This is a genomic window from Muricauda sp. SCSIO 65647 (genome assembly GCF_021534965.1).
GTDB lineage: Bacteria > Bacteroidota > Bacteroidia > Flavobacteriales > Flavobacteriaceae > Flagellimonas_A.
In genome coordinates this window covers 1,515,743-1,537,844 of sequence record NZ_CP091037.1, presented here as the reverse complement: position 1 = coordinate 1,537,844, position 22,102 = coordinate 1,515,743, and the positions used below count along the sequence as shown (strand labels likewise).

Genomic DNA, 22,102 nt, shown 5'->3' with positions numbered 1-22,102 from the left:
AGAGTCCCGATAGCTATCGGGAGTGAGGGGGGGCGACGAGGAATCTCTATTTTCTATTCTTTGAGATTTCTCACGCTCGCTGCTTAGCGCAGGTCGGTTCGAAATGACGGGAACATTTTTTTGGCCTACTTGATTTTCCCAGCTTCCCTAAGCAGTTGTAGCACCTTTTTTTTCGGAAGGGCCTCTATCGTGTGGCCCTTGTCTAGATGCTTCGTCGAGGACTCCTTAGTATGACAAGAGAGACTATTTTCATCATTTGTCATTCTGAACGGAGCGTAGTGCAGTGAAGAATCCAGAAGAGGGCTTCAAGTGGCTTTGTGAGATCATGGTCAGGGAAGAAGCCCGTGTTTTAATGGGAGGGGCTTGTCTAGATGCTTCGTCGAGGACTCCTCAGCATGACAAGAGCGGCTTTTTTCATCCTTTGTCATTCTGAACGCAGTGAAGAATCCAGAGGAAGGTTTCAGGTGGCTTTGTGAGATCATGGCAAGGAAAGAGGCCCGTGTTCTAATGGGAGGCCCTTGTCAAGATGCTTCGTCGAGGACTCCTCAGCATGACAAGAAGGGCTCTTTTCATCATTTGTCATTCTGAACGGAGCGTAGTGCAGTGAAGAATCCAGAGGAAGGCTTCAAGCGGCTTTGTGAGATCGTGGTAAGGGAAGAAGCCTGTGTTTTTGGGAGGGGCTTGTCTAGATGCTTCGTCGAAGACTCCTCAGCATGACAAGAGAGACTATTTTCATCATTTGTCATTCTGAACGCAGTGAAGAATCCGGAAGAGGGCTTCAGGTGGCTTTCTCATTCCGACAGAGTCCCGATAGCTATCGAGAGTGAGAGAGGGACGACGAGGAATCTCTATTTTCTATTATTTGAGATTTCTCACGCTCGCTGCTTAGTGCAGGTCGGTTCGAAATGACGGGAACATTTTTTGGCCTACTTGATTTTCCCAGCTTCCCTAAGCAGTTGTAGCACCTTTTCTTTCGAAAGGGTCTCTATCGTGTGGCCCTTGTATCCGGTCATGGTCTCGGCCGCAAAAAGGGAATTCAGAATGGCTTCCTCCGTCGCCTCGATCACCGCCAAGAACAAAGGGGTCATGGCCTCGTTTCTCAAAGTGGGCACGGTCTGAACAGGCGCGTCACTGGTATAGGGAATGCGACATTCCTCAGCTGTTGAAACCGCTATCACATAATCACCGCTACCGTTGCTGGCAATGCCCCCCGTTCTCGCGAGTCCCAACATGGCCCTTTTTGCCAATCGTTCCAGGTTTCGGGAATGCAATGGCGCATCGGTCATCACGACAATCATACACGAACCATCGGGCGTGTATTTGAAACTATCGGAATAGTGCCCCAATTTTTTGCCGACTTCCACGCCGGCGATCTGCAGTACCCCACCGAAGTTGCTTTGCACCAATACCCCAACGGTATACCCACCTGTTTTTTCAGGAAGCACCCGTGACGAAGTGCCGATACCGCCTTTATAGCCAAAACATACCGTGCCCGTACCGGCACCCAAGTTGCCCTCTTGTACGGCGCCCGAACCGGCACCTGCAATGGCGCGAAGCACATCGTCTTCGGTGACATGCCGCCCACGAATATCGTTAAGATAACCATCATTGGTCTCGCCCACTACGGCATTGACCGAGCGCACCGTTTCATTATCGGGTTGTTGCAAGGTATGGCCAATGACCGCATTGACGGCCGTGGCCACACTCAATGTATTGGTGAGTACAATAGGGGTTTCTAAATTACCCAACTCCTTTACCTGGGTATAGCCCGCCAGTTTGCCGAAGCCATTGCCCACATAGATGGCAGCGGGCACTTTTTCTTGAAAGAGGTTGCCCTCATGTGGCAGAATGGCCGTTACCCCGGTTCGCACCGTATCTCCCTTATGAAGGGTCTGGTGCCCCACCTTGACCCCAGGCACATCGGTAATGGCGTTGAGAGGTCCGGTTTTCAAAACACCGATTTCAATACCATGATCGCGTAGGCGGACCTGTGATTGGCACATGACGATGCTTAACAGAAACAGTAGCGGTACTAGGTAGTTCTTGTTCATGGCGTGGCGCATGACGTATCGGCCACGATCTTCCATTGCCCATCGATTTTTTTCATCACCAGCATAAAAATACCCTTGGCGTCGCCTACCTCACGGGTCAGGTAAAACTCGCCCAGCACGTAATAGGCTTTAGCGGTAATAGGGGTGATGTCGTTCAGTACAAAGCGCAGTTGCCCGAAATGCGCGGGAGTAGGGTAGCTCTTTCGGTACCTGTCCATCGTGGCCTGCCAGCCACGTACCACGCCCGCGCTACCGTAAAAGGTCAGGGAATCTGACTGCCAATAGGGTTCCATAAAGGTTTCGAGGTCATAGTTGTTCCAAGCGGTTCGCTGGGTTTCCAGCACTGCTTTGATGGCTTCTTCGTCAGTAGTGTTTGTTTGCCCTATGGCAAGGGTTGCCACGAAAAGACAGCCTATCAAAAATAGTTTTCTCATTCAATCAAATTTTGTGGTTACGTCATTGTTCATTCTTTGGCCATCTTGCCAGCTCTGCTTCGGCGGCGATATAGCCAAAACCGGCCCAAGTACCCGATGCTAATAATTCTTCATACAAAGTTTTCGCCTTATTGGCATCGCCATTGTACTGGTACCAATGGGCAATGCCATAGCGCACCGCCTCGCTCGAACCGATCGATCCACTGCCACTCAGGGCCGTTTCTTCAAGCTCGCCCTTGTAAAACAAGAGTAGTCTGTGATAGCCATCGCTCTCAATGGTTTCCATATCGGCGGTAATGGGTTCGAGTATTTTTTCAGCATCCTCGGGCCGTTCCATCCGCTGAAGAATCATATACAGCCAATGTGAGCTGGCCACCCGCATATCATCGTTTGTCGACGCATCAAAGCACTGCTGAAAATGTTCCAATGCCTTGTTCCAATTCCCTTTTAGATAATAGGCCAGTCCTAAATGGTAATAGATGTTGGTATGCAAGCTCGACACCGGTTGGTTGAGCCGATTGGGTATGCCATCGGGTTCAACGACATCGGCTGTGCCCTGTATCAAAGTGGCCCCTTTTTCCAGATCCTCAATGGCAAGGTCCAACTGGCGGGTAGAGATATAGCGGTGCCCGCGATGCCGATAAAAACGCGCATCTTCAGGAAATTTTTCGATGCCCTCGGTATAGGCCTTTATGGCTTTTTGGTAGTCGCCCAGATAGGCTAGGCGCCGCCCCAGCCAAATCTTGGTTTCGGCACTGTCGGGATGCTGTTTGTAAACGGCAAGGGCCTTTTCATAGTTCTTTACCTTTTTGTCGTCGATGGGCCTGAGCTTGGGGCTCACCAAAGGTTTGCCCAACAACGATTGCCCCTGCAGGGTATCGATCTGTACTTTTTTGGCCGTGGGTGTTTTGGGGGTCTGTTTGCAACCCAGCACAAGAATGGCCAACAAGGGCAATAAGGCTTTCATGTAGGTAAGGTAATCAAAACAATTGTGTTTTGACAGGGTGCCTTTTTGAAAATGGGGGTTGTTGCGTTATTCGGCGCTATTGACCACGGCAATGGCCTCGATCTCCACGCCCCAATCGGGCAGCCCCAGGGCCTGTACCCCCACCAAGGTGCTGGCGGGCATGTCTTTATCGCCCAAGAGTTCTTTTCTGACCGTTCTAAAGGTATCGAGATAGGCGGGCTGGTAGTCGACGATATAGGTATTGTACTTGACCACATCATCAAAGGTGGCCCCTGCGTTTTCGAGCGTTTTGAAAAGTTTGCTCAACGCATCTCGAAATTGGTCCTCAAAGCTCTCGCCACTGCCCACTTGGCCAGAAATATAAATGGTCTGGACCCCATTGGCCTCCACCGCCACGGCTTGTGAATAGCCTTGGGCGGGGTCGATATAGGTTTTGGTGAGCTTGGAATTTGGAATTTGAGATTTGTTGGGTTTACCCGGTTGGGGTTGGCAGGAAATAACCAATAAGCATCCTAGAAGTAAAAATCGTTTCATGAGGCTGGAAAATGATAGTATCTTCTTCAAGTTAGAGAAAAATTTTAAGTAATACACCGCTAAAAATTTGATGTTCTATAAGTCCTAAACTGTCAGCTCGGGTGAATTTATAGATGAGGACAAGCAGTAGGTTGAATGAGTAAAATGTTACTTAATAATTGACCAATTATTCCAATAATAATCAATTGGGTTGTCAAGAGTACCTATAAATATTCTATTATCTCTGATTTTTAATACAACCCTAAAACGACCATACTTTTCAATATTCTTAATTGCATTTGAATGTATCAATTCTTCAATTTTGTTTGGCGTTAAGATTACAGCAGATTTCTTATTATTAGGATGAATCATTACAAAAACGTAAAAGACATTACCTGCATGGTCTCTTTCTAAAGAGACTTTTCGCATGTCAAAAATGTAGCTATTTGAACCTAGTAGATTAGATGTTTTGACTTGTAAGGAGAAAAGCTTATTATTTTTGGTAGCAATTATATCCATTCCAATATCTACGCTCATTATGCTGGCATTATAACCCCTAAATAGTAACTCTGAAGTGACAAAATGCTCACCAGCTTTACCTATAAAACCACTACCTATTTTTTCGAAAATTTCTGATTTTACCGATTTTACTTCTTCTTGTTGCTTCTTTTTAAGATTTAAGGCGTACGTGGCAGGAGCTGTTTTGATGAAGTTAGAATTGGAACCTTTGGCATTTATATCGGTAACTATTTGCGCGTTCATTGAAGCAGCAGGTGTTTTTCCATGAGTTTCAAGAATGCCTTTTTCTAGAGCCAACTTAGTAATCTCTTTATAGTGAAGAGGCTTACCAGCTTTTTTTAGTATTTGAATGGCGGCAGATTTGAACTTGTTCATACTATTTTGATGTTACAGAACGCTATTCATATAATCAATATCTTGTCTGTTTTCATTCCATTTTAAAATTTCAATTTTTCGTTTTGAGCGATATTCAAGTACATCTTTCCGATTAAATGAAGTCAAAAGTTTGTTCAAAGTTGTTCCCATTCCTTGGGGTGCTATTAAAATCGAAAATATTGGTAAAGCAATGCAAGAATAACCGATTAGTTGAGATAGGTTAATCAAAGTCAGTTTTGAATTTTTACACTCAACAAAAACTAAATCAACTTTTTCATCATATTCTATGAAGCCCGTAATGTCTTGACGAATTTTGTATGTTGTGAATTCAGGAAAAAACTTTTGATAATTTAACTTCATAATGAAATTAGATAAATCGCTATCGTGTGTGTCTATAACAGTAATTTTTTTAGCTTTTCTACCATAATTTCCTTTAAGTCTTTTCTCTAGCCAAACTATTATGTCTGGATACATCTCTATTTCATTACTGTACATTAGTTCTGCATATAACAGTTTAAACAATTGCAAATCTCTTTGTATCCATCAAAGTGTTTGCTTTTTATCTCTTTTGGCAATTCATGGTCACTTTCATCCGGATGCTTAGGTTTTGTTTTACTTCTACTCGAGGTACCATTGCATAGAGGAATGCTGGTATGAAAATTTGATTTGTTTATTTCAGCGAATTCTGCTAAGGCTTGTTCCTTGTGGGAAATATAAAAACCTATTTTTTGATAGTCTTCAGCAAAAAATTTCATTTGATGCTCCTTAGCCCAAAACCTATTACCTTTTTTGTTGTTTGGGTCTCTTAAATTTGGATGACCATAGTTTATATTCTGAACTGGTACATCAACAGACTGCAATAGCCGGCATAGTTGAGGTGGCAAATACCAATTTTTTTGAGTAATTTCTAAATATACACGGTGTCTATAAGGTTTTGAAAAACCGTAATAGTTAGAAGGTCTAACATATCCCGTGACATCTCCAATCCCACGAATAAATTCTTTTTTATTGATTTCAGTTGATTCAAAAATAGGATCTGGCACTTGAAAATCATGATAACTAAATCTCGTGCCATTAATTAAAAACTTTATAAACAACCAAGCAATATCTTCTTTGTCCCATTTTAAAACCAAAGAGATACTATTTTCAGAAACGTCTTTGGAGACATTGATTCCCATATTTTGAAGCCTCACAACAACTTTGTCAAGACTTGTTTGGATATGTAGCTTTTGATCAAAATCCAACTTGCCAGTAGTTACTTTTTGATTTTTGTATTCAAAATCAATAATAATTTTTTTAACATCTCGATTGTATTGGATTTCTCCTCTTCCAGTTATCAATCCTAATAAATAGGATATATCAGGAGTTAAAAAATTTGATATTTTGTTCTTTTCCATTTAAAGAGCAAATCCAGCATGAAAATCATTAATATGAGCTGCTGGTACTAGTCGTCTTATACGATTCACATCCTGGATTGGCCCAAGAACAAAACCAGCTTCTAAAAGCGGAAAGATATTCTTCTTCCTGCTTATTCTTCTATCATAAACATCATAACCCGGTCTGTTTTGAAAACCCCTTGGTTCTAGAGTGTCTATTAGTGATTGAGGAATGTTGGCATTTGAAGTGAAATATGCTCGCGTTTCTAATCCATATTTGTCAGTTCCAAGTACCCAAACATAATAAGGAGCGATATTTGAGTTAGGAGGTAAAGGAAAGTTGCCTGTGAGAGTAGCATATTCTGCAATAAATGAAGCTTGTCTTCTATGCGGCATTTCAACTTCGATATTCGTTCTCCTTTCAGGATTTGCCAAGTACCCTACATTGATGTAAAATTCTTGTTGGGTCATTTTTCCGGTTTTCTTAAAATTAAAAGGTATTCATGAACCTTGTTGACAATAAATTTATATGGGTAACCAAGTGGCCGCATATTGTTATATTCGTTTTGTCTGTCCCAAATAATTATATCTTCCAAATTAAAACCAATTTCTTTTGCCAACATTGATGCATCCATATGCAATGGATAAAAATTACTTTTCTTTCTTAAGTCCATAACATTTAAGATGTAATACCCTTTAGGCTTTAAGCTTTTAAACACTTCGCCGGTAACTTCTTTTAAGGATTGAAGAAACTCATTGTAATCCTCAATGTTTCCTAAGTCCTCATTTTGGTCAGAATAGTTGACGTTATCTTTATAGTCGGCTGTTCTTCTTCTATTTAAAACATCCCAGTAAGGTGGCGATGTTATACACAAATCAACGCTATTCTCTTCGATGTGATTTGTTAAAAATCTTGAGTCATTGACTATATATTTTTTTTCAAGATTGTATTCGTCGAAGTTATATGATTGAGTAGCTCTCTTGATAAAAAGTTCTTTGAATTCTGGATTTAAGTCAAACCCTATTATTTCTTTCTTTTTCATTAAACCTGCCAAAAGGGTAGTTCCTGAACCAGCAAATGGGTCTAAAATTTTGCCGCCATTGGGTTTGCAAAAAGTGTCAATTAATTTTGAGGCAAGTTTTATTGTGAAAATTGCAGGATGGTTTAACTTTCTTTCCTCGTCAGTCTTTCCTAATTCTCTCCATATACTGAAAGAGTTTTGCAACCATTCTTTGCCAGATAAATTGTTGGTCTTGTTGACTGTTTTTTTTGGTTTTACTTTATAAACAAATTCCATCGTCAATTGTGGGTCTTCAACGGTTTGATTTATGCTTCGGTATCTTTTATGATTTTCAAACATTGTTTCAACCTCGCCAACTTTTTCCAAAACTTTTTGAATACCAGGTTGACTAATAACACCTTCGTTATTGTAACTTAAGAGAATATATTTTGCTTTACTGCCATTCAGAACTAAATCCTCTAACGCGTTTAATGCTTTAGTTTTAGAACAATAATCAGATTTCTGATGTTCATAGTTTCTCATTCCTGTTTTGCCATATATTTCTGGTTGCTTTTCGCCAAACCAGCCTTCTGCAATTAGTTCAAGTAGGAAGTAATTTGATGCATACTGCCTTGAATTGTAAGGTGGATCTAAATAAAGAATGTCAGGTTTAATGCTCTTTATTAGCTCGTTGGCATCTTTTTTAAAAGCCTTGTTTTTGGTAGAACTTTTAATAATCGGAACTTCTTCAAGAATTAAAGGTTTTAATGCACGATTATCCCAAGTTTTTAAATAGGCCCCATAAGTGCCAGTAACGTTACTAATTAAATTAACTCCACGTAGTAAAGAGGTAATTAAATAATAGTACTCTAATTCATTGATTAATTTTTCATTTTTCCATTCCTCAAATAGAGTTCTAAATGTGTCAATTTTTTGAGCATTCTCATCTGTGAAGTACATCCTTTCTCCATTTGGGGAGTAGTTTTCATAGATGAAACCTTGAGTATTTGTATCTGACTTGTTTAAATAATTTAACAATGAGCTTATGCCATTTTTTAGCTTTAATTTCGAATTGAGTTTTTTGAACTGAGGTTCTTTGTTGAGTTCTATATACGTTTTTGATAAAGCATATGAAAACTCTAACATATCGTTAGAATAAACCGTATAGCCTAACTTTTTAAAATGCTGTCCAACGGAAGTAGTGCCGGCAAATAAGTCAACAAAATTTGATGTTCCATTTACTCCAGTTGATTTGACTACTTCTTCTATAAGTGGGAGAAGTTTTGTTTTGGCTCCGTAATATCTCATAAATCTGCTAAATACACTCAAAGCTAACAAAAGACTCTAAGAACTTATCGGGATGTTAATTTTTAATGAAAAAAAGATGTCCATTTTCCGTATTTTTAGCTTCTGACTAATTCAAAATACCTATCATGAAATTTCTGCTTTCCAAAGCTGGCATCGTATTGCTGGCCCTGACCTTCTTCACCTTTACCGCTGAAGCGCAACGGCGCAAGAAAACGACCCAATCGTCGTCTGACATACCTTCGGCGCTCTATTCAAGCCTCGAATACCGTTTGGTGGGTCCCTTTCGTGGGGGGCGCTCGGCGGCGGTAACCGGAGTGCCCGGTGAACCCAACCTCTTTTACTTTGGAGCCACAGGGGGCGGCGTATGGAAAACCACCGACGGTGGCCGTGCCTGGTCAAACATATCCGATGGCTATTTTGGGGGCAGTATAGGGGCCGTTGAGGTGGCCAAGAGCGACCCGAATGTCATCTATGTGGGCGGGGGTGAAAAGACCGTGCGTGGCAATGTCTCCTCAGGCTATGGAATCTGGAAAACCGTCGATGCAGGCAAGACCTGGCAACCGGCCGGACTCGAAAAGAGTCGTCATGTGTCGCGATTGCGGGTGCACCCCACCGATTACAATACGGTCTATGCGGCCGTGATGGGCAATATTTACAAACCCACCAAAGAACGGGGCATCTACAAGACCACCGATGGGGGCAAGACTTGGAAACAGCTATTGTTCGTCAACGATATGGCCGGGGCGGTCGATCTGACCTTCGACCCGAACAATCCCCGTATTCTGTATGCCAGCACCTGGCGGGTTCAGCGCACCCCCTACAGTTTGAGCAGCGGGGGCGAGGGTTCAGCGCTGTGGAAGAGTACCGATAGCGGTGACACGTGGACAGAGATCAGCAAAAACGATGGCTTCCCCAAAGACACTTTGGGCATTATCGGGGTTTCGGTATCGCCCGTAAACCCTGAACGGGTGTTCGCCATTGTCGAGAACAAAGAAAAGGGAGGACTGTACCGCTCTGACAACGCGGGCAAGACATGGGTGCAGGTCAATGATGAACGAAAACTGCGCCAACGGGCCTGGTACTACACCCGTGTGTATGCCGATACCAAAGATCAAGATGTGGTCTATGTGCTCAACGTACGTTATCATAAAAGCACCGATGGCGGTAAGAGTTTCAATACCTTTAATGCCCCCCATGGCGACCACCATGATTTGTGGATTGCTCCCGAAAACAGTCAGCGCATGATCATCGGCGACGATGGTGGGGCACAGGTCAGCTATGACGGTGGTACCACCTGGAGCACCTACTATAACCAACCCACGGCACAGTTCTATCGGGTGACGACCGACAATGCCTTTCCGTACCGTATCTACGCGGCACAGCAAGACAATTCGACCGTGCGCATCAAGCACCGCAGTGATGGGGCCACCATCGATGAAGATGATTGGGAACCCACCGCAGGGGGCGAGAGCGCCCATATCGCCATTGACCCCACCAACAACGATATCGTCTATGGGGGTAGTTATGGCGGTTTCCTCACACGGGTGAACCATGACAACAGAACCGTGCGAGGCATCAACGTATGGCCTGATAACCCGATGGGGTACGGGGCCGAGGGCATGAAGTACCGCTTTCAATGGAACTTCCCCATTATCTTTAGCAAGCACGATCCCAAAAAGCTCTATACCTTCTCGAACCATGTGCATATGAGCGCCAATGAGGGCCAGAGCTGGCAGCGGTTGAGTGATGACCTGACCCGCAACGACCCCGACAAACTGGTGAGCAGTGGCGGACCTATCACCCAAGACAATACGGGGGTGGAGTATTACTGCACCATTTTCGCCGCGCAAGAGAGTCCGCTGAAAGAAGGGCTGCTCTGGGTCGGTAGTGACGACGGACTTGTGCATATCACCCAAGACGGGGGCCAGACTTGGCAGAACATCACCCCCAAGGGCATGCCCGAATGGATGATGATCAACAGCATAGAGCCTTCCGCCTTTGATGAAGGCACCTGCTATATGGCGGGCACACGTTATAAACTGGGTGATTTTGCCCCTTACCTCTATAAGACCACCGACTATGGCCAAACATGGACAAAGATCACCAACGGCATCGAAAGTGAACATTTCACGAGGGTGGTCCGCGAAGACCCCAAACGCAAGGGACTATTGTACGCGGGTACCGAAACGGGCATGTACATTTCGTTCAATGATGGCCAGAATTGGGAAAAGTTTCAATTGAACCTGCCCATCGTGCCCATTACCGATCTAGCGATCAAAAACGATAATTTGGTGGTGGCCACACAAGGGCGCAGTCTTTGGGTCGTGGATGACCTCACGGTACTGCACCAGGTCAAGGCTTCCGATGGGGCCACCAGAGCGAAGCTTTTTGCTCCGAAAGACTCGTACCGCACCAAGGGGAGGACCCTAAAAGAACCCTCGAAAACCGCGGGGCAGAACCATCCCAACGGGGTAATTACCCATTTCTATGTAAGAGATTTTGATCAAGAAAAAGACAGTGTCGCCCTGACCTATTTCAATATGAGGGGTGATAGTCTGGCCAGCTACAGCACCTATGCCAAGGAGAAAAACAAAAAACTAAAAGTCGAAGCGGGCGGCAATACCCATGTCTGGGATACCCGTGGCAAAGGGGCCGAGAAGCTGAAGGGCATGATTTTATGGGCGGCGAGCCTCGATGGGGCCAAGGCGGTGCCCGGTGACTACCAGGTGTCGCTGAACGTCAATGGAACGGCCCAAACACAGCGGTTCAAGATTTTGCCTGACCCACGGGCCGAGGTATCCGTAGCCGATATGCAAAAACAGTATGACTTTATCACCAGTATCAATGAAACGATCGATAGGGCCCACCAGAGCATCAAAAAGATCAGAAAGATCAATGAAAAACTCGATGCCTTTGTAAAGCAGTATAAGGGTGATGAACAGACCAAGGCCCTGGTTGAGAAGGCCAAAAAGATGAAAGAAGGGTTTTCTGAAATCGAAAAGGCACTCTATCAGACCAAGAACCGAAGCAATCAAGACCCGCTGAACTTTCCGATTCGGCTGAACAACAAATTGGCGCATTTGAATAGATTGGTCTCCATCGATGATTTTCCGCCCACTGACCAAGATGTGGCGGTGAAGAACGAGATGACCACCAAGGTCAATACGCAGTTGCGAGCGTTTGATGCGTTGGTCGATAAAGAGATGAAGGCCTTTAACGATGAGTTCAATGCACTGGGGTTGAAGTATTTGTCGGTGGAGGAGTAGTTTTGTTGGACGGTAGAAGTTAGAAGTTAGAGGTTGGAAGTAGGAAGTTAGAAGTTGGAAGTTAGAGGTTAGAAGTAAGAACTTAGAACTTAGAATTTGAGATTTGAGATTTGGGATTTGGAAGCACGATGCACGATGCACGATGCTGTTGGAAGTAGGAAGTTAGAGGTTAGAGGTTGGAAGTAGGAAGCTAGAGGTTAGAGGTTGGAAGTAAGAACTTGGAACTTTGAACTTGGAATTTGAGATTTGGAAGCTTGATGCTGGGTGCTGCGTGCTATGCGCCAGATGCTAGGCGTTGGATGTTAGAGACTAAAAACTACTACCTATAAACTATAGACTAAAAAAAGAGCAGTGAACAAAAAAAAGAATGTCAATAGATACAGAACCGTTCTCGGCTATTTAATGGTGATCGGTCTTTTGTCGCTGCCCTTGAATGTTGTAGGCCAAGAATCAGAGCGGCCCAATGTGATTATCATCATTACCGATGACCAAGGCTACGGAGATTTGGGGGTGACGGGCAATCCGCATGTGAAGACCCCGACCCTAGATGCTTTGGCCAAAGAGAGTGTGCGGTTCAACAATTTTTACGTTTCCCCGGTTTGTGCACCGACCCGGGCCAGTTTGATGACCGGTCGGTATTCATTGCGAACGGGGATCAGGGATACCTATAACGGAGGGGCCATTATGGCACCGAGCGAAGTGACGATTGCCGAAATGCTAAAGACCGCAAACTATACAACAGGAATCTTTGGCAAATGGCATTTGGGAGATAATTATCCGAGTAGGCCCCAAGACCAAGGTTTTGACGAGGTGGTCATGCACCTATCGGGGGGTATGGGCCAAGTAGGCGATTTTACCACCTATTTTCAAGGGAATCGAAGTTATTTTGACCCCGTACTCTGGCATAACGGCACAAGGCAAAAATACCAAGGGTATTGCAGTGATATCTTTACTGAAGAGGCCATTCGCTTCATTGAAAAGAACAAGTCTGGCTCTTTCTTCTGCTATTTGTCATTCAACGCCCCACACACCCCACTACAGGTGCCGGAACAATACTATCAACTATATAGCCAAGTGGATCCCGCTGCCGGATTTGAAGATGATCCCCGCCCCTTTGTTGAAATGACGGAGCAAGACAAGGAAGATGCCCGGAGGGTCTATGCCATGGTGACCAATATCGATGACAACATCGAAAAAATCGTGCAAAAATTGAAAGACCTCAACATCGAAGAGAACACGCTGATCATCTTCATGACCGACAATGGCCCCCAACAGGTGCGCTATGTAGCGGGAATGAAGGGTAGAAAGGGCAGTGTTCATAACGGTGGGGTAAGGGTGCCTTTTTACCTGAAATATCCCGCAAGGCTGAAAGGGAATAGCGATATAGCCACCGCCGCCGCACATATCGATGTGCTGCCCACCCTTGCCGAGATCTGTGGCATTGAACCGACCGAAGATAACCAATGGGATGGCAGAAGCCTAGTGCCCCTGATGGAAGAAAAAGGCGATTGGGCACCACGCCCCCTTTTCTTTTATTGGACGAGGAAGTACCCCGTGCGCTATAGAAACATGGCCCTACAAAAAGAGCCCTACAAACTGGTGGCCCAGACCGATTTTGATGCTTCCTTGAACGGTTTTGAGCTGTATGATATCGCCCAAGACCCCTATGAGCAAAACAATCTGGCCGTTGAAAATACCCCATTGGTGAAGACCTACAAAGATCAAATGGATGCACTGTACCAAGAACTGATCCGTTCAGACAACCTGCTCGATCCACCTCGGATCTTTGTCGGCACAGACCATGAAAACCCCATTTTTTTGAACCGGAACGATGCAAGCGGAGACCGTGGTATTTGGGCACAAGATGAAGTCTTTGGAAAATGGAGGATACGGCTTGAGCAAGGGCAGTATAACATCAGGTTCAAGTTTACGAAGCCATTGAAAAAAGGGGGCAAGATGATGCTGGAAACAAGCGCGCTGGTCAATACCATGGAAAACAAAATAGAGGGCGCCGACCTGATAGAAATGAAAAACGTATCCCTGCCAAAAATGGATTGCGATCTGATCCCGTTCTATGCGATCGATGGCAAACGTATATTGCCCTTTTGGGTAGAAATGGAGCGTATTCAATAACGATAAAAAGAGTAAATGACGATCAATGCCCCATGCATAAATCCCTACCTTTGAAACCGTAATCCTACACCAACACCTAGCGACTATAGTGGAACTTTACAACTACATCAAAGCTTTACACCTCATCTTTGTGGTCACATGGTTTGCCGGGCTCTTTTATATTCCCCGCCTGTTCATTTACCATATAGAGGCCAATGAAAAACCATCCCCCGAAAGGGAAATCCTGACCGAACAATTGAAATTGATGACCAAGCGGTTGTGGTTCATCATCACCTGGCCTTCGGCCATTCTGTGCACCTTGCTTGCCCTTTGGTTGTTGCACCTCATACCTGAATGGTTGTCACAACCTTGGATGCATGTCAAGCTGGGGTTTGTGGTGTTACTGTTTGCCTACCATTTCAAATGCCATCAGATGTTCAAACAATTACAGCGTGACGAGGTGAGGTATACCTCGCGATTTATGCGGATTTGGAACGAGGTGGCCACCTTGGTGCTCTTCGCCGTCACATTTTTGGTGGTGCTCAAGAATGCGTTCAACTGGATCTATGGTATCGTCGGAATCGTGCTGTTGGCCATCTTGCTCATGTTGGGCATTCGGTTGTACAAACGTATCAGGGACAAAAATCCGAATGCCTGAAAAAGTTCAGGTACAGGGGTTGCGTCCAAGATCGGTTTTCCCAATTTTTTTTGAATTAGGTACTTGAGGTTGAATTAGAACCGGTTTTGGTTCGATTATTGCTATTTTCGAGGAAAGTTTAACCCCTTGTTCAGTAGACAATCGTTACGGTCGCGAATCTTTGTCACCATGATCCTTTTGGTGGTAATCGCCTCTGTCTTGATCGCAGGGGTAACGATTTATCAGTACCGCGAACAGTCAAGGGATTACCATGAAAACCGTTTAGAGCGCAAAGAAGATCAAATCGTTCAAAGCATCAACTATACACTGAAAGCGACCACGTATCCCGTAGACACCGAAAATCTGCAGCATATCTTCAGAACAGAGATCTACAAGATTGCCGATGTACAAAATGTCAAATTCAATATCTATGACCTGGAAGGTAATCTCATCAAAAGTTCGAAACGCACCTTTGAACTGGATTCCATTTCCAATTGTTTGGATGCCGAGGTACTGAACCAACTGCGTGATACCCCTGATAAACGTTATGTTGAGGAAAAATCCACTGCTGGCGACAACTATCAGGCCTCTTACATCTACATTCTTGATTTGAAGTTCAAGCCCATAGGGATCATGAACCTGTCTTATTACGAGGATAACTCCTTCAACAATATGGAGCTTCGTGAGTTTTTGATGCGCCTTGGGGGTGTTTATGTATTGATGTTGTTGGCGGCCATCATACTCGCCTATTTCATCACCAAGTACATCACGCGTTCGTTGCAGACCATTTCAGATAAGCTTACAGAGACCGATCTTACCAAAAGAAACGAAAAGATATACATTGAAGATTCCACTGAAGAGATCTCATCGCTCATCGATTCGTACAATGACATGATCGATGAGCTTGAGCAGAGTGCGGCCAAATTGGCCCGTAGCGAACGAGAGCAGGCATGGCGTGAGATGGCCAAGCAGGTGGCCCATGAGATCAAGAATCCGTTGACACCGATGCGGTTGAGCGTACAGAGTTTTGTGCGAAAGTTCAATCCAGATGACCCTAAGGCCGAGGATAAGGTCAAAGAGTTTTCAAAGACATTGGTGCAGCAGATAGATACCATGAGCAATATCGCTTCGGCCTTTTCAAATTTTGCCGATATGCCCGCACAGCAGAAAGAAACCCTGAATGTGGTCAAAGTGGTGAAGTTGGCCTTGGATATCTTTCATGAACCCTACATCCATTTCATAGCCGACGAAGAAGAAATAGTGGCCAAGTTAGATAGAACCCAGTTGATTCGAGTGGTGACCAATTTGGTCAAGAACGCCATTCAAGCGATGGTCGATGTCGAAAACCCCAGAATTTTGGTCACCGTGGCCTCGGCAGGAGATGAGGTAAAGATTTCGGTCGCCGATAACGGCATAGGGATCGCCGATGAGTTTACCGAGAAAATATTTGAACCGAAGTTCACCACCAAGAGCAGTGGTATGGGCCTAGGCCTTGGTATGGTGAGGAATATTGTTGAAAATTATGGGGGCAGTATCAGCTTTATCTCTCAAGAAGGTAAGGGCACGGTGTTCACAGTAAAATTTCCGAGGGCATAGTTTGATGCAGGCTATTGGTTGCTCGGTGCCGAATGTTTACTTTTATGACCCATCATGCATCGTACATCTAACAGCAAGCATAAATGAATTACGAAAACATCTATATCGAGGAAGAAGACCATGTGGCCGTCATCACCATAGACCGGCCCAAAAAGCTGAATGCGCTGAACAAGCGCACCATTGAAGAATTGCATACGGCTTTTAGGGAACTTGATGAAGATAGTGACATCAGGGCGATCATTGTGACCGGAAGCGGTGAAAAAGCCTTTGTGGCCGGTGCAGACATCGCTGAGTTTGCCGATTTTTCGGTGAAGCAGGGCCATGCCTTGGCCGCGAGCGGTCAAGAAAAGCTGTTCGATCTAGTCGAAAACCTATCGACGCCCGTTATCGCGGCGGTCAACGGTTTTGCACTGGGGGGCGGACTCGAGCTGGCGATGGCCGGTCATTTCAGGGTGGCCAGTTTCAATGCCAAAATGGGGCTTCCAGAAGTATCGCTGGGCTTGATTCCGGGGTATGGCGGTACCCAGCGTTTACCGCGTTTGGTCGGTAGGGGCCGTGCCATGGAAATGATCATGACCGCAATGATGATCTCTGCTGATAAAGCCTTGGAATTTGGCTTGGTCAACTATGTGGTGTCCCAAGAAGAATTATTGCCCCTATGTCGAAAACTGGCCGGTAAGATATCGAATAACTCCCCATCGGCCATAAAACATGCAATAAAAGCCGTAAATGCGGGTTATAGCTATGATACCGATGGCTATGCCCATGAGATAAAGGCTTTTGGGGAGTGCTTTGGCACCGACGACTTTAAAGAAGGTACCTCGGCCTTTTTAGAAAAGCGAAAAGCCAATTTCAAGGGATCATAGCCAGGTTAGACCAAACCTGTGATTATGAAGCATTCGCTACTTCTGGCTTGTCTATTGTTCATAAGCCTGGGCATATATGGGCAAGACGCAAAAAAAATGCCCGTCACCTACGATTTTGGTGAGAAATTGAACGATCGTTATCGCTATTCGAACCTAATGGTCATCGAAGACGATGGCTCGGGAGGCTATATTTTGGTGAGAGCCTATTTTCAAGGACTCATCTTAAAGCCCAAGGGGTATTTCATCGAGCATTACAACAGTGATCTCGAACTGGTTTCAGAGTACAATTACAAATTGCGCGGACTACAATTTGTAGATGGTTTTTTTAAGAACGGAAGACTCAGCCTTCTCTTTTTGAACTACGATTTTGAACGGGAGCAATATGAGTACTGGGTACATACCAGTCCCATCGAATATTTTGATTTCAAGCCCACCAAGCTATTGTCCATTCAGTCGCAAGCCGTAAGCGGCGCATTGGGGAAAAATTACTACAACCGCAATTTTTCGAAGGGCTTTACCACTACGGTATTGTTCAATCAAGACAAGTCTGGCTTTGTGATCAGTACCCATCACAAAAAGGGAAAGAACAACAAACACACCATACATCTATATGATGATGATTTGAACAAACGGGGCGAATTTGATTTTTCGTCCGAGATAGAAGAGAAGAACTACGCATTTGAGAATGTGGCCATGTCACAAGACTTGGGCGAGATCTATATCACGGGCAAGGCCTATTTCAAAAAGAAGCGTTTTCGGGTCGATGAGCGCAGATTTCAATATGAAATGGTGCGCATCACCAAAAATGGAATCAAGACCCGATCGTTTGATGATCCCGGTAAATATTCAGAGGCACTGTATCCCGTTTTACACGATGGGCGATTGCTTTGTGTCGGATTTTATGCAGATCGGAAGGACAATCGCTATAACGGACTTTCATACTTTGAGCTAAACCCGTACGATCTGGTCGTCAAATCAAAGAAGTACGGTCCCTTCACCCAACAATTCATGGAAGACAAGTTTGGCCGGGAAGATGACAAAGAGATCAAAAACCTGATTTTCAAGAATGTTGAGGTGACCGGTGAGAATGAAATTCTTTTCAACGCCGAAGAGTATTTTGTCACCCACAGCATGCACCCCACTGGGGCAGGGCAGCGTATTAAAGTAGATCGCTACCACCACAACGATATTGTCAGTGCCAAGCTCACCGCCAACGGCGACATGATTTGGGCACGCAACATCAACAAGACCGAGGTAACGCAGGGCGATGGTGCCTATGCGTCATATTCGACCCATAACAAAGATGGCAAGACCTATTTCTTCATCTGTACATCGGCAAACAATCCCCAATTGATCAACGGAGAACGGTTGATATTCAAACAGGGCTTGAGTAGTAACCGCAATGTGTTCTTGATTTCGTTGGATGAAAACGGAAAGATGGATTACGAACGCATCATCGATGCCCAAGAAGCACGATTGCCCTTAATGGTCTCAAAGCCGTTGAAAGATGAAGATGATGACGAAATGCTTTTTTATGCAAAACGGGGCAATAAAAAACAGCTGGTGAAAATCGCCTTTAATTGACGAAGCATGTTTGGCAAGAGAATAGTATTGGTTTGCGCTTTGGCCTCAATAATTTTGTTAGGGGTAAGATGTGATGATTCCGATGATTCTCAAAACAATGCTGTTACGGGCAACTGGCGGGTCATGTCGGTAATCTTGTCGGGGCAGTCAATTGGGTTTCAGACCCCCGATGCCGAGGTCATCTCCATTGTATTTGAAAGCAGCGGAGATTATTCTGGCACGACTACGGCCAATACTTTTGGTGGAAACTATGAATTGACGGGCAGCACGTTGACATTGACTTCCTTTACCACTACCGAAGTGGCCGACACACCCTTTGCAGGGGCATTTTATAATGCCATTTCAGAGGCCATAGTGCCAAATACCACTTATGCCGAATTTGATTTTTCGGTAGCCGCCGATACCTTGATGTTGGGCTTTGCGGATTCAGGGACCATGAGACTACAAAGACCATAATTGTTATTGGGAAATATTCCATAAATTTGGAATAAATCCAATAAATGTCTTCAAAAAAATACCTCAAAGGTCGTGGCGCACAACAAAATGTACACAATCGCTTTTTACAGCATGTTTATGAGCTAAGGGATGATTTCTTGGAGTTCTGTCGCCTAGAGGGTGAGGAAGCTGACAAGAGTAAAACGGCCTACATTCCCATATTTCCGAAGACCATTGTGAACAAAGTGACGAGTCCTGATGTTGGTATGGGGTATTCCATGAATCCCTATCAGGGTTGTGAGCATGGCTGTATCTACTGCTATGCCAGAAATGCCCATGAGTTTTGGGGATATAGCGCAGGCTTGGATTTTGAGCGAAAGATCCTGGTCAAAAAGGCGGCGCCCCAACTGCTGGAAGAGAAAATAAAGAACAAGCGGTGGAAAGCGGCCACCATTGTCATGTCGGGCAACACCGATTGTTATCAACCAGCCGAGAAGAAGTTTGAAATCACCAGAAAGTGTTTGGAGGTTTTCTTGAAATACCGGCACCCCGTTGGCATCATCACAAAGAACGCCTTGATTTTGAGGGATCTCGATATTTTGAAACAATTGAACGAGCATCAATTGGTAGCGGTGAATGTTTCCATCACCTCTTTGTCAGAAAAGACCCGAAGGCTGCTGGAACCACGGACGGCCACTATCAAAAGACGATTGCAAACCGTTAAGACACTGTCTGAAAACGACATTCCGGTAAATGCCATGTTGGCCCCTATGATACCGGGTATCAACAGCCATGAGCTATTGAAATTGGCCGAGACGGTTGCTGACAATGGCGCAAGATCATTTGGCATTACCGTGGTGCGATTGAATGGTGCCATCGGCCAAATTTTTACGGATTGGATCAAAAAGGCCATGCCCGATCGTGCCGAAAAAGTGTTGCACCTTATTCAAGATTGCCACGGGGGCAGTATCAACGACAGCCGCTTTGGTATTCGAAGTCGAGGCGAGGGCAAAGTGGCCCAACAGATACATGAAATGGCGAGGTTGGCAAGGCAAAGGTATTTTGCGGACAAGACATTTCCCAAATTGCGTACCGATCTTCATGCGCAGTACAAGTCAGGGCAGATAAAGCTATTTTGATAATTGGCTAGGCCATGGTATCTAAAATGGCCTTGATGTCATCTTCCGTGCTATGTGGATTGATAAAACAGAAACGGGCCACGGTTTCATATTCATCTCCTGTTTTCCATTGGGTAGGGGCCACAAGGGCGAATCCTTTTCGATGGTTTTCATAGGTCCAGTTTTTATAGGTTTCGGGCGACCATCCCTTTCTTCTGAACAACACGCACGATAGACTGGGTTCGCGAACCAGTTCAACATGGGGTAGTGCTTCGATGAGCTTTCCGGCCAAATTGGCGAGTTCGATACCCATTTCGACGGCCCATTTGTATTTATCGGTGCCGTGCATGGCCAATGAAAACCACAAGGGCATTCCCCTGAGCCGTCTTGTGAGCTGTATTTGGTAATTGGCAGGGCTGAAGCCACGGGCTCCTTCATCCTTGAAAATATCCAAATACGAGCCCTCTTGCGAATGGGCCTCCCTAGCCAATTCAGGATTCTTATAGATGATGGCACCGCAATCGTAGGGCGAGAACATCCACTTATGCGGATCTATGGTTATGCTATCGGCTTTTTCGATTCCTTTGAACAGTGGTCTTGCCGATTCGGCTATCAAAGCCCCTCCGCCATAGGCGGCATCGACATGAAACCAAAGGTTCTCTTTTTGGCACAAATTGGCAATGCCCTCAAGATCGTCTATGATACCGGCATTGGTAGTGCCCCCCGTGGCCACCACGGCGAAGAGTCGTTTTCGTTGCTGGGCATCCAACTCGACTATTTTCTGTTGCAACATGGCTGCGGTCATCAAGTCTTCCGTATCGACTGTAAGTACATCGGCATCGATGACCGTGGCCATGGTCTTGACCGATGAGTGTGCCCCGATAGAGGTAATGATGAGCCCCTTTTTATTTTGGTTCTCTGGGTTCTTTCGCCAATATTCCCGTGCAGTGACCATGGCCGATAAGTTTGCAGCTGTACCACCGCTGGTAAAGACGCCAAAGGCAGATTTGGGCATACCCGTTAACGATACCAACCATTTCATGGCCTCGTTCTCACAGAAAATGCCACCGGCGCCCTCCATCCAATAGGCCCCGTGAATGCTCGAGGCCGAGGTGACCAAATCGAACATGATGGCCGCCCTTGTCGGTGCAGCCGGTACAAATGCCAGATGTCTCGGATGATCGATGGGTACCGTGGCCTTTACCAAAACATCGCGAAAGAGCTGAAACGCTTTTTCACCACCGATCCCCTCGGGGGTAATGGTATCGCCCACTAGTTGTTTCAGTTCCTCTTCTTTTTTTGGACAGCCAAGCTCGGGTGAAAGATTGGTGATGCGGTTGATGACATATTTCATAATGTCTAAGGTCATTTCGACCAGTTCGATATCTATATGGTGCATTGACAGATTGTTTGTCTGCAAAGATACCGTCTGAAGGCAGGCGATTATATGACATTTGAACGATTCTTTTGAATAAATTTATAGCGATTGTCCAATGTAGCTTATCGTTTTCGTCATCTAGATGAAAACAAAGTACAAATCAGTCCACCTTGATGGACACAAAACCGAAACCGATGAGTAATTTTTTGTATTTATTTAGGGGGGGAGACCCCGAATGGAGAAACCAACCGCCAGAGGTCGTACAGGCCCATATGCAAAAATGGGGCGTCTGGATGGGCGGACTCAAAGAACAGGGAAAATTAGTTGATGGCCTACCCCTGGCCGAGACAGGAAAGGTAGTTGAAAAAGCAGGCGAGGTAATCACTGACGGCCCTTTTGCCGAAGGTGCGGAAGTGGTAGGCGGTTATTTGATCGTTACCGCCGACAGTCTTGATGAAGCCGTAGAGATATCAAAAGGGTGCCCGATTTTTGAAAATAAGGGCAATGTGGAGGTCCGTGAGATTTTGTCCATGGACATGTAAAAAGAACAATACTGAGGCATAAAG

At 45.1% G+C, this 22,102-nt stretch carries 19 protein-coding genes; 9 read left to right on the top strand and 10 right to left on the bottom strand.

Annotated features, from left to right (window positions below):
• Nucleotides 1-926 precede the first annotated feature (926 nt).
• The 9 genes from L0P89_RS06830 to L0P89_RS06790 all read right to left on the bottom strand — a co-directional run bounded on the left by L0P89_RS06830 (nt 927) and on the right by L0P89_RS06790 (nt 8,544).
• On the bottom strand, nt 927-2,087 hold the full coding sequence (locus tag L0P89_RS06830; protein WP_235267661.1) for a P1 family peptidase: 1,161 nt from the start codon (nt 2,085-2,087) through the stop codon (nt 927-929).
• Complete coding sequence (locus tag L0P89_RS06825) at nt 2,048-2,485, bottom strand: DUF4440 domain-containing protein (RefSeq protein WP_235267660.1); 438 nt, start codon at nt 2,483-2,485, stop codon at nt 2,048-2,050. Before L0P89_RS06825 ends, L0P89_RS06830 begins: the two co-directional genes overlap by 40 nt.
• A 22-nt stretch (nt 2,486-2,507) precedes the next feature.
• On the bottom strand, nt 2,508-3,452 hold the full coding sequence (locus tag L0P89_RS06820; protein ID WP_235267659.1) for a tetratricopeptide repeat protein: 945 nt from the start codon (nt 3,450-3,452) through the stop codon (nt 2,508-2,510).
• A 66-nt stretch (nt 3,453-3,518) separates the two neighbouring features.
• Entirely contained in the window at nt 3,519-3,986 is a 468-nt protein-coding gene (locus L0P89_RS06815) for a RidA family protein (RefSeq protein ID WP_235267658.1), read from the bottom strand.
• Between the two features lie 147 nt (nt 3,987-4,133).
• A complete protein-coding gene (locus L0P89_RS06810; protein WP_235267657.1) occupies nt 4,134-4,859 on the bottom strand; it encodes a winged helix-turn-helix domain-containing protein in 726 nt (241 codons plus the stop codon).
• A 12-nt stretch (nt 4,860-4,871) separates the two neighbouring features.
• Nucleotides 4,872-5,354 (bottom strand): hypothetical protein, encoded by a 483-nt coding sequence (locus L0P89_RS06805; RefSeq protein WP_235267656.1) that lies wholly within the window; start codon nt 5,352-5,354, stop codon nt 4,872-4,874.
• Nucleotides 5,354-6,256, bottom strand: a complete 903-nt coding sequence (locus tag L0P89_RS06800) for a hypothetical protein (protein WP_235267655.1) — start codon at nt 6,254-6,256, stop codon at nt 5,354-5,356. Before L0P89_RS06800 ends, L0P89_RS06805 begins: the two co-directional genes overlap by 1 nt.
• Nucleotides 6,257-6,706 (bottom strand): hypothetical protein, encoded by a 450-nt coding sequence (locus tag L0P89_RS06795; RefSeq protein WP_235267654.1) that lies wholly within the window; start codon nt 6,704-6,706, stop codon nt 6,257-6,259. It abuts the gene before it with no gap.
• The gene (locus tag L0P89_RS06790; RefSeq protein WP_235267653.1) at nt 6,703-8,544 is read right to left on the bottom strand and encodes a DNA adenine methylase; all 1,842 of its coding nucleotides are present in this window, start codon (nt 8,542-8,544) and stop codon (nt 6,703-6,705) included. The genes L0P89_RS06795 and L0P89_RS06790 overlap by 4 nt, the downstream gene beginning before the upstream one ends.
• 125 nt (nt 8,545-8,669) lie before the next feature.
• Here L0P89_RS06790 and L0P89_RS06785 point away from each other — a divergent pair, with 125 nt between their 5' ends.
• The 8 genes from L0P89_RS06785 (at nt 8,670) to L0P89_RS06750 (ending at nt 20,179) form a co-directional block, all read left to right on the top strand.
• Entirely contained in the window at nt 8,670-11,810 is a 3,141-nt protein-coding gene (locus L0P89_RS06785) for a VPS10 domain-containing protein (RefSeq protein WP_235267652.1), read from the top strand.
• A gap of 351 nt (nt 11,811-12,161) precedes the next feature.
• On the top strand, nt 12,162-13,943 hold the full coding sequence (locus tag L0P89_RS06780; RefSeq protein ID WP_235267651.1) for an arylsulfatase: 1,782 nt from the start codon (nt 12,162-12,164) through the stop codon (nt 13,941-13,943).
• A gap of 85 nt (nt 13,944-14,028) precedes the next feature.
• Complete coding sequence (locus L0P89_RS06775) at nt 14,029-14,580, top strand: CopD family protein (protein WP_235267998.1); 552 nt, start codon at nt 14,029-14,031, stop codon at nt 14,578-14,580.
• A gap of 168 nt (nt 14,581-14,748) precedes the next feature.
• Nucleotides 14,749-16,155, top strand: coding sequence for a sensor histidine kinase (locus tag L0P89_RS06770; RefSeq protein ID WP_235267650.1), 1,407 nt, complete (start codon nt 14,749-14,751; stop codon nt 16,153-16,155).
• An 83-nt stretch (nt 16,156-16,238) separates the two neighbouring features.
• A complete protein-coding gene (locus L0P89_RS06765) occupies nt 16,239-17,021 on the top strand; it encodes an enoyl-CoA hydratase/isomerase family protein (RefSeq protein ID WP_235267649.1) in 783 nt (260 codons plus the stop codon).
• A 24-nt stretch (nt 17,022-17,045) separates the two neighbouring features.
• Nucleotides 17,046-18,605: a hypothetical protein gene (locus L0P89_RS06760; RefSeq protein ID WP_235267648.1), complete on the top strand. Its 1,560-nt coding sequence runs from the start codon at nt 17,046-17,048 to the stop codon at nt 18,603-18,605.
• 6 nt (nt 18,606-18,611) lie between these two features.
• Nucleotides 18,612-19,061, top strand: a complete 450-nt coding sequence (locus L0P89_RS06755) for an META domain-containing protein (protein WP_235267647.1) — start codon at nt 18,612-18,614, stop codon at nt 19,059-19,061.
• A gap of 44 nt (nt 19,062-19,105) precedes the next feature.
• Nucleotides 19,106-20,179 carry a PA0069 family radical SAM protein gene (locus L0P89_RS06750; protein WP_235267646.1) on the top strand — a complete coding sequence of 358 codons (1,074 nt, stop codon included), beginning with the start codon at nt 19,106-19,108 and terminating at the stop codon, nt 20,177-20,179.
• Between the two features lie 7 nt (nt 20,180-20,186).
• Here the strand turns inward: L0P89_RS06750 and L0P89_RS06745 are convergent, their stop codons facing one another.
• The gene (locus L0P89_RS06745) at nt 20,187-21,557 is read right to left on the bottom strand and encodes a pyridoxal phosphate-dependent decarboxylase family protein (RefSeq protein WP_235267645.1); all 1,371 of its coding nucleotides are present in this window, start codon (nt 21,555-21,557) and stop codon (nt 20,187-20,189) included.
• A 173-nt stretch (nt 21,558-21,730) separates the two neighbouring features.
• Between L0P89_RS06745 and L0P89_RS06740 the strand changes: the two genes are divergently transcribed.
• A complete protein-coding gene (locus tag L0P89_RS06740; RefSeq protein ID WP_235267644.1) occupies nt 21,731-22,078 on the top strand; it encodes a YciI family protein in 348 nt (115 codons plus the stop codon).
• Nucleotides 22,079-22,102: the final 24 nt, after the last annotated feature.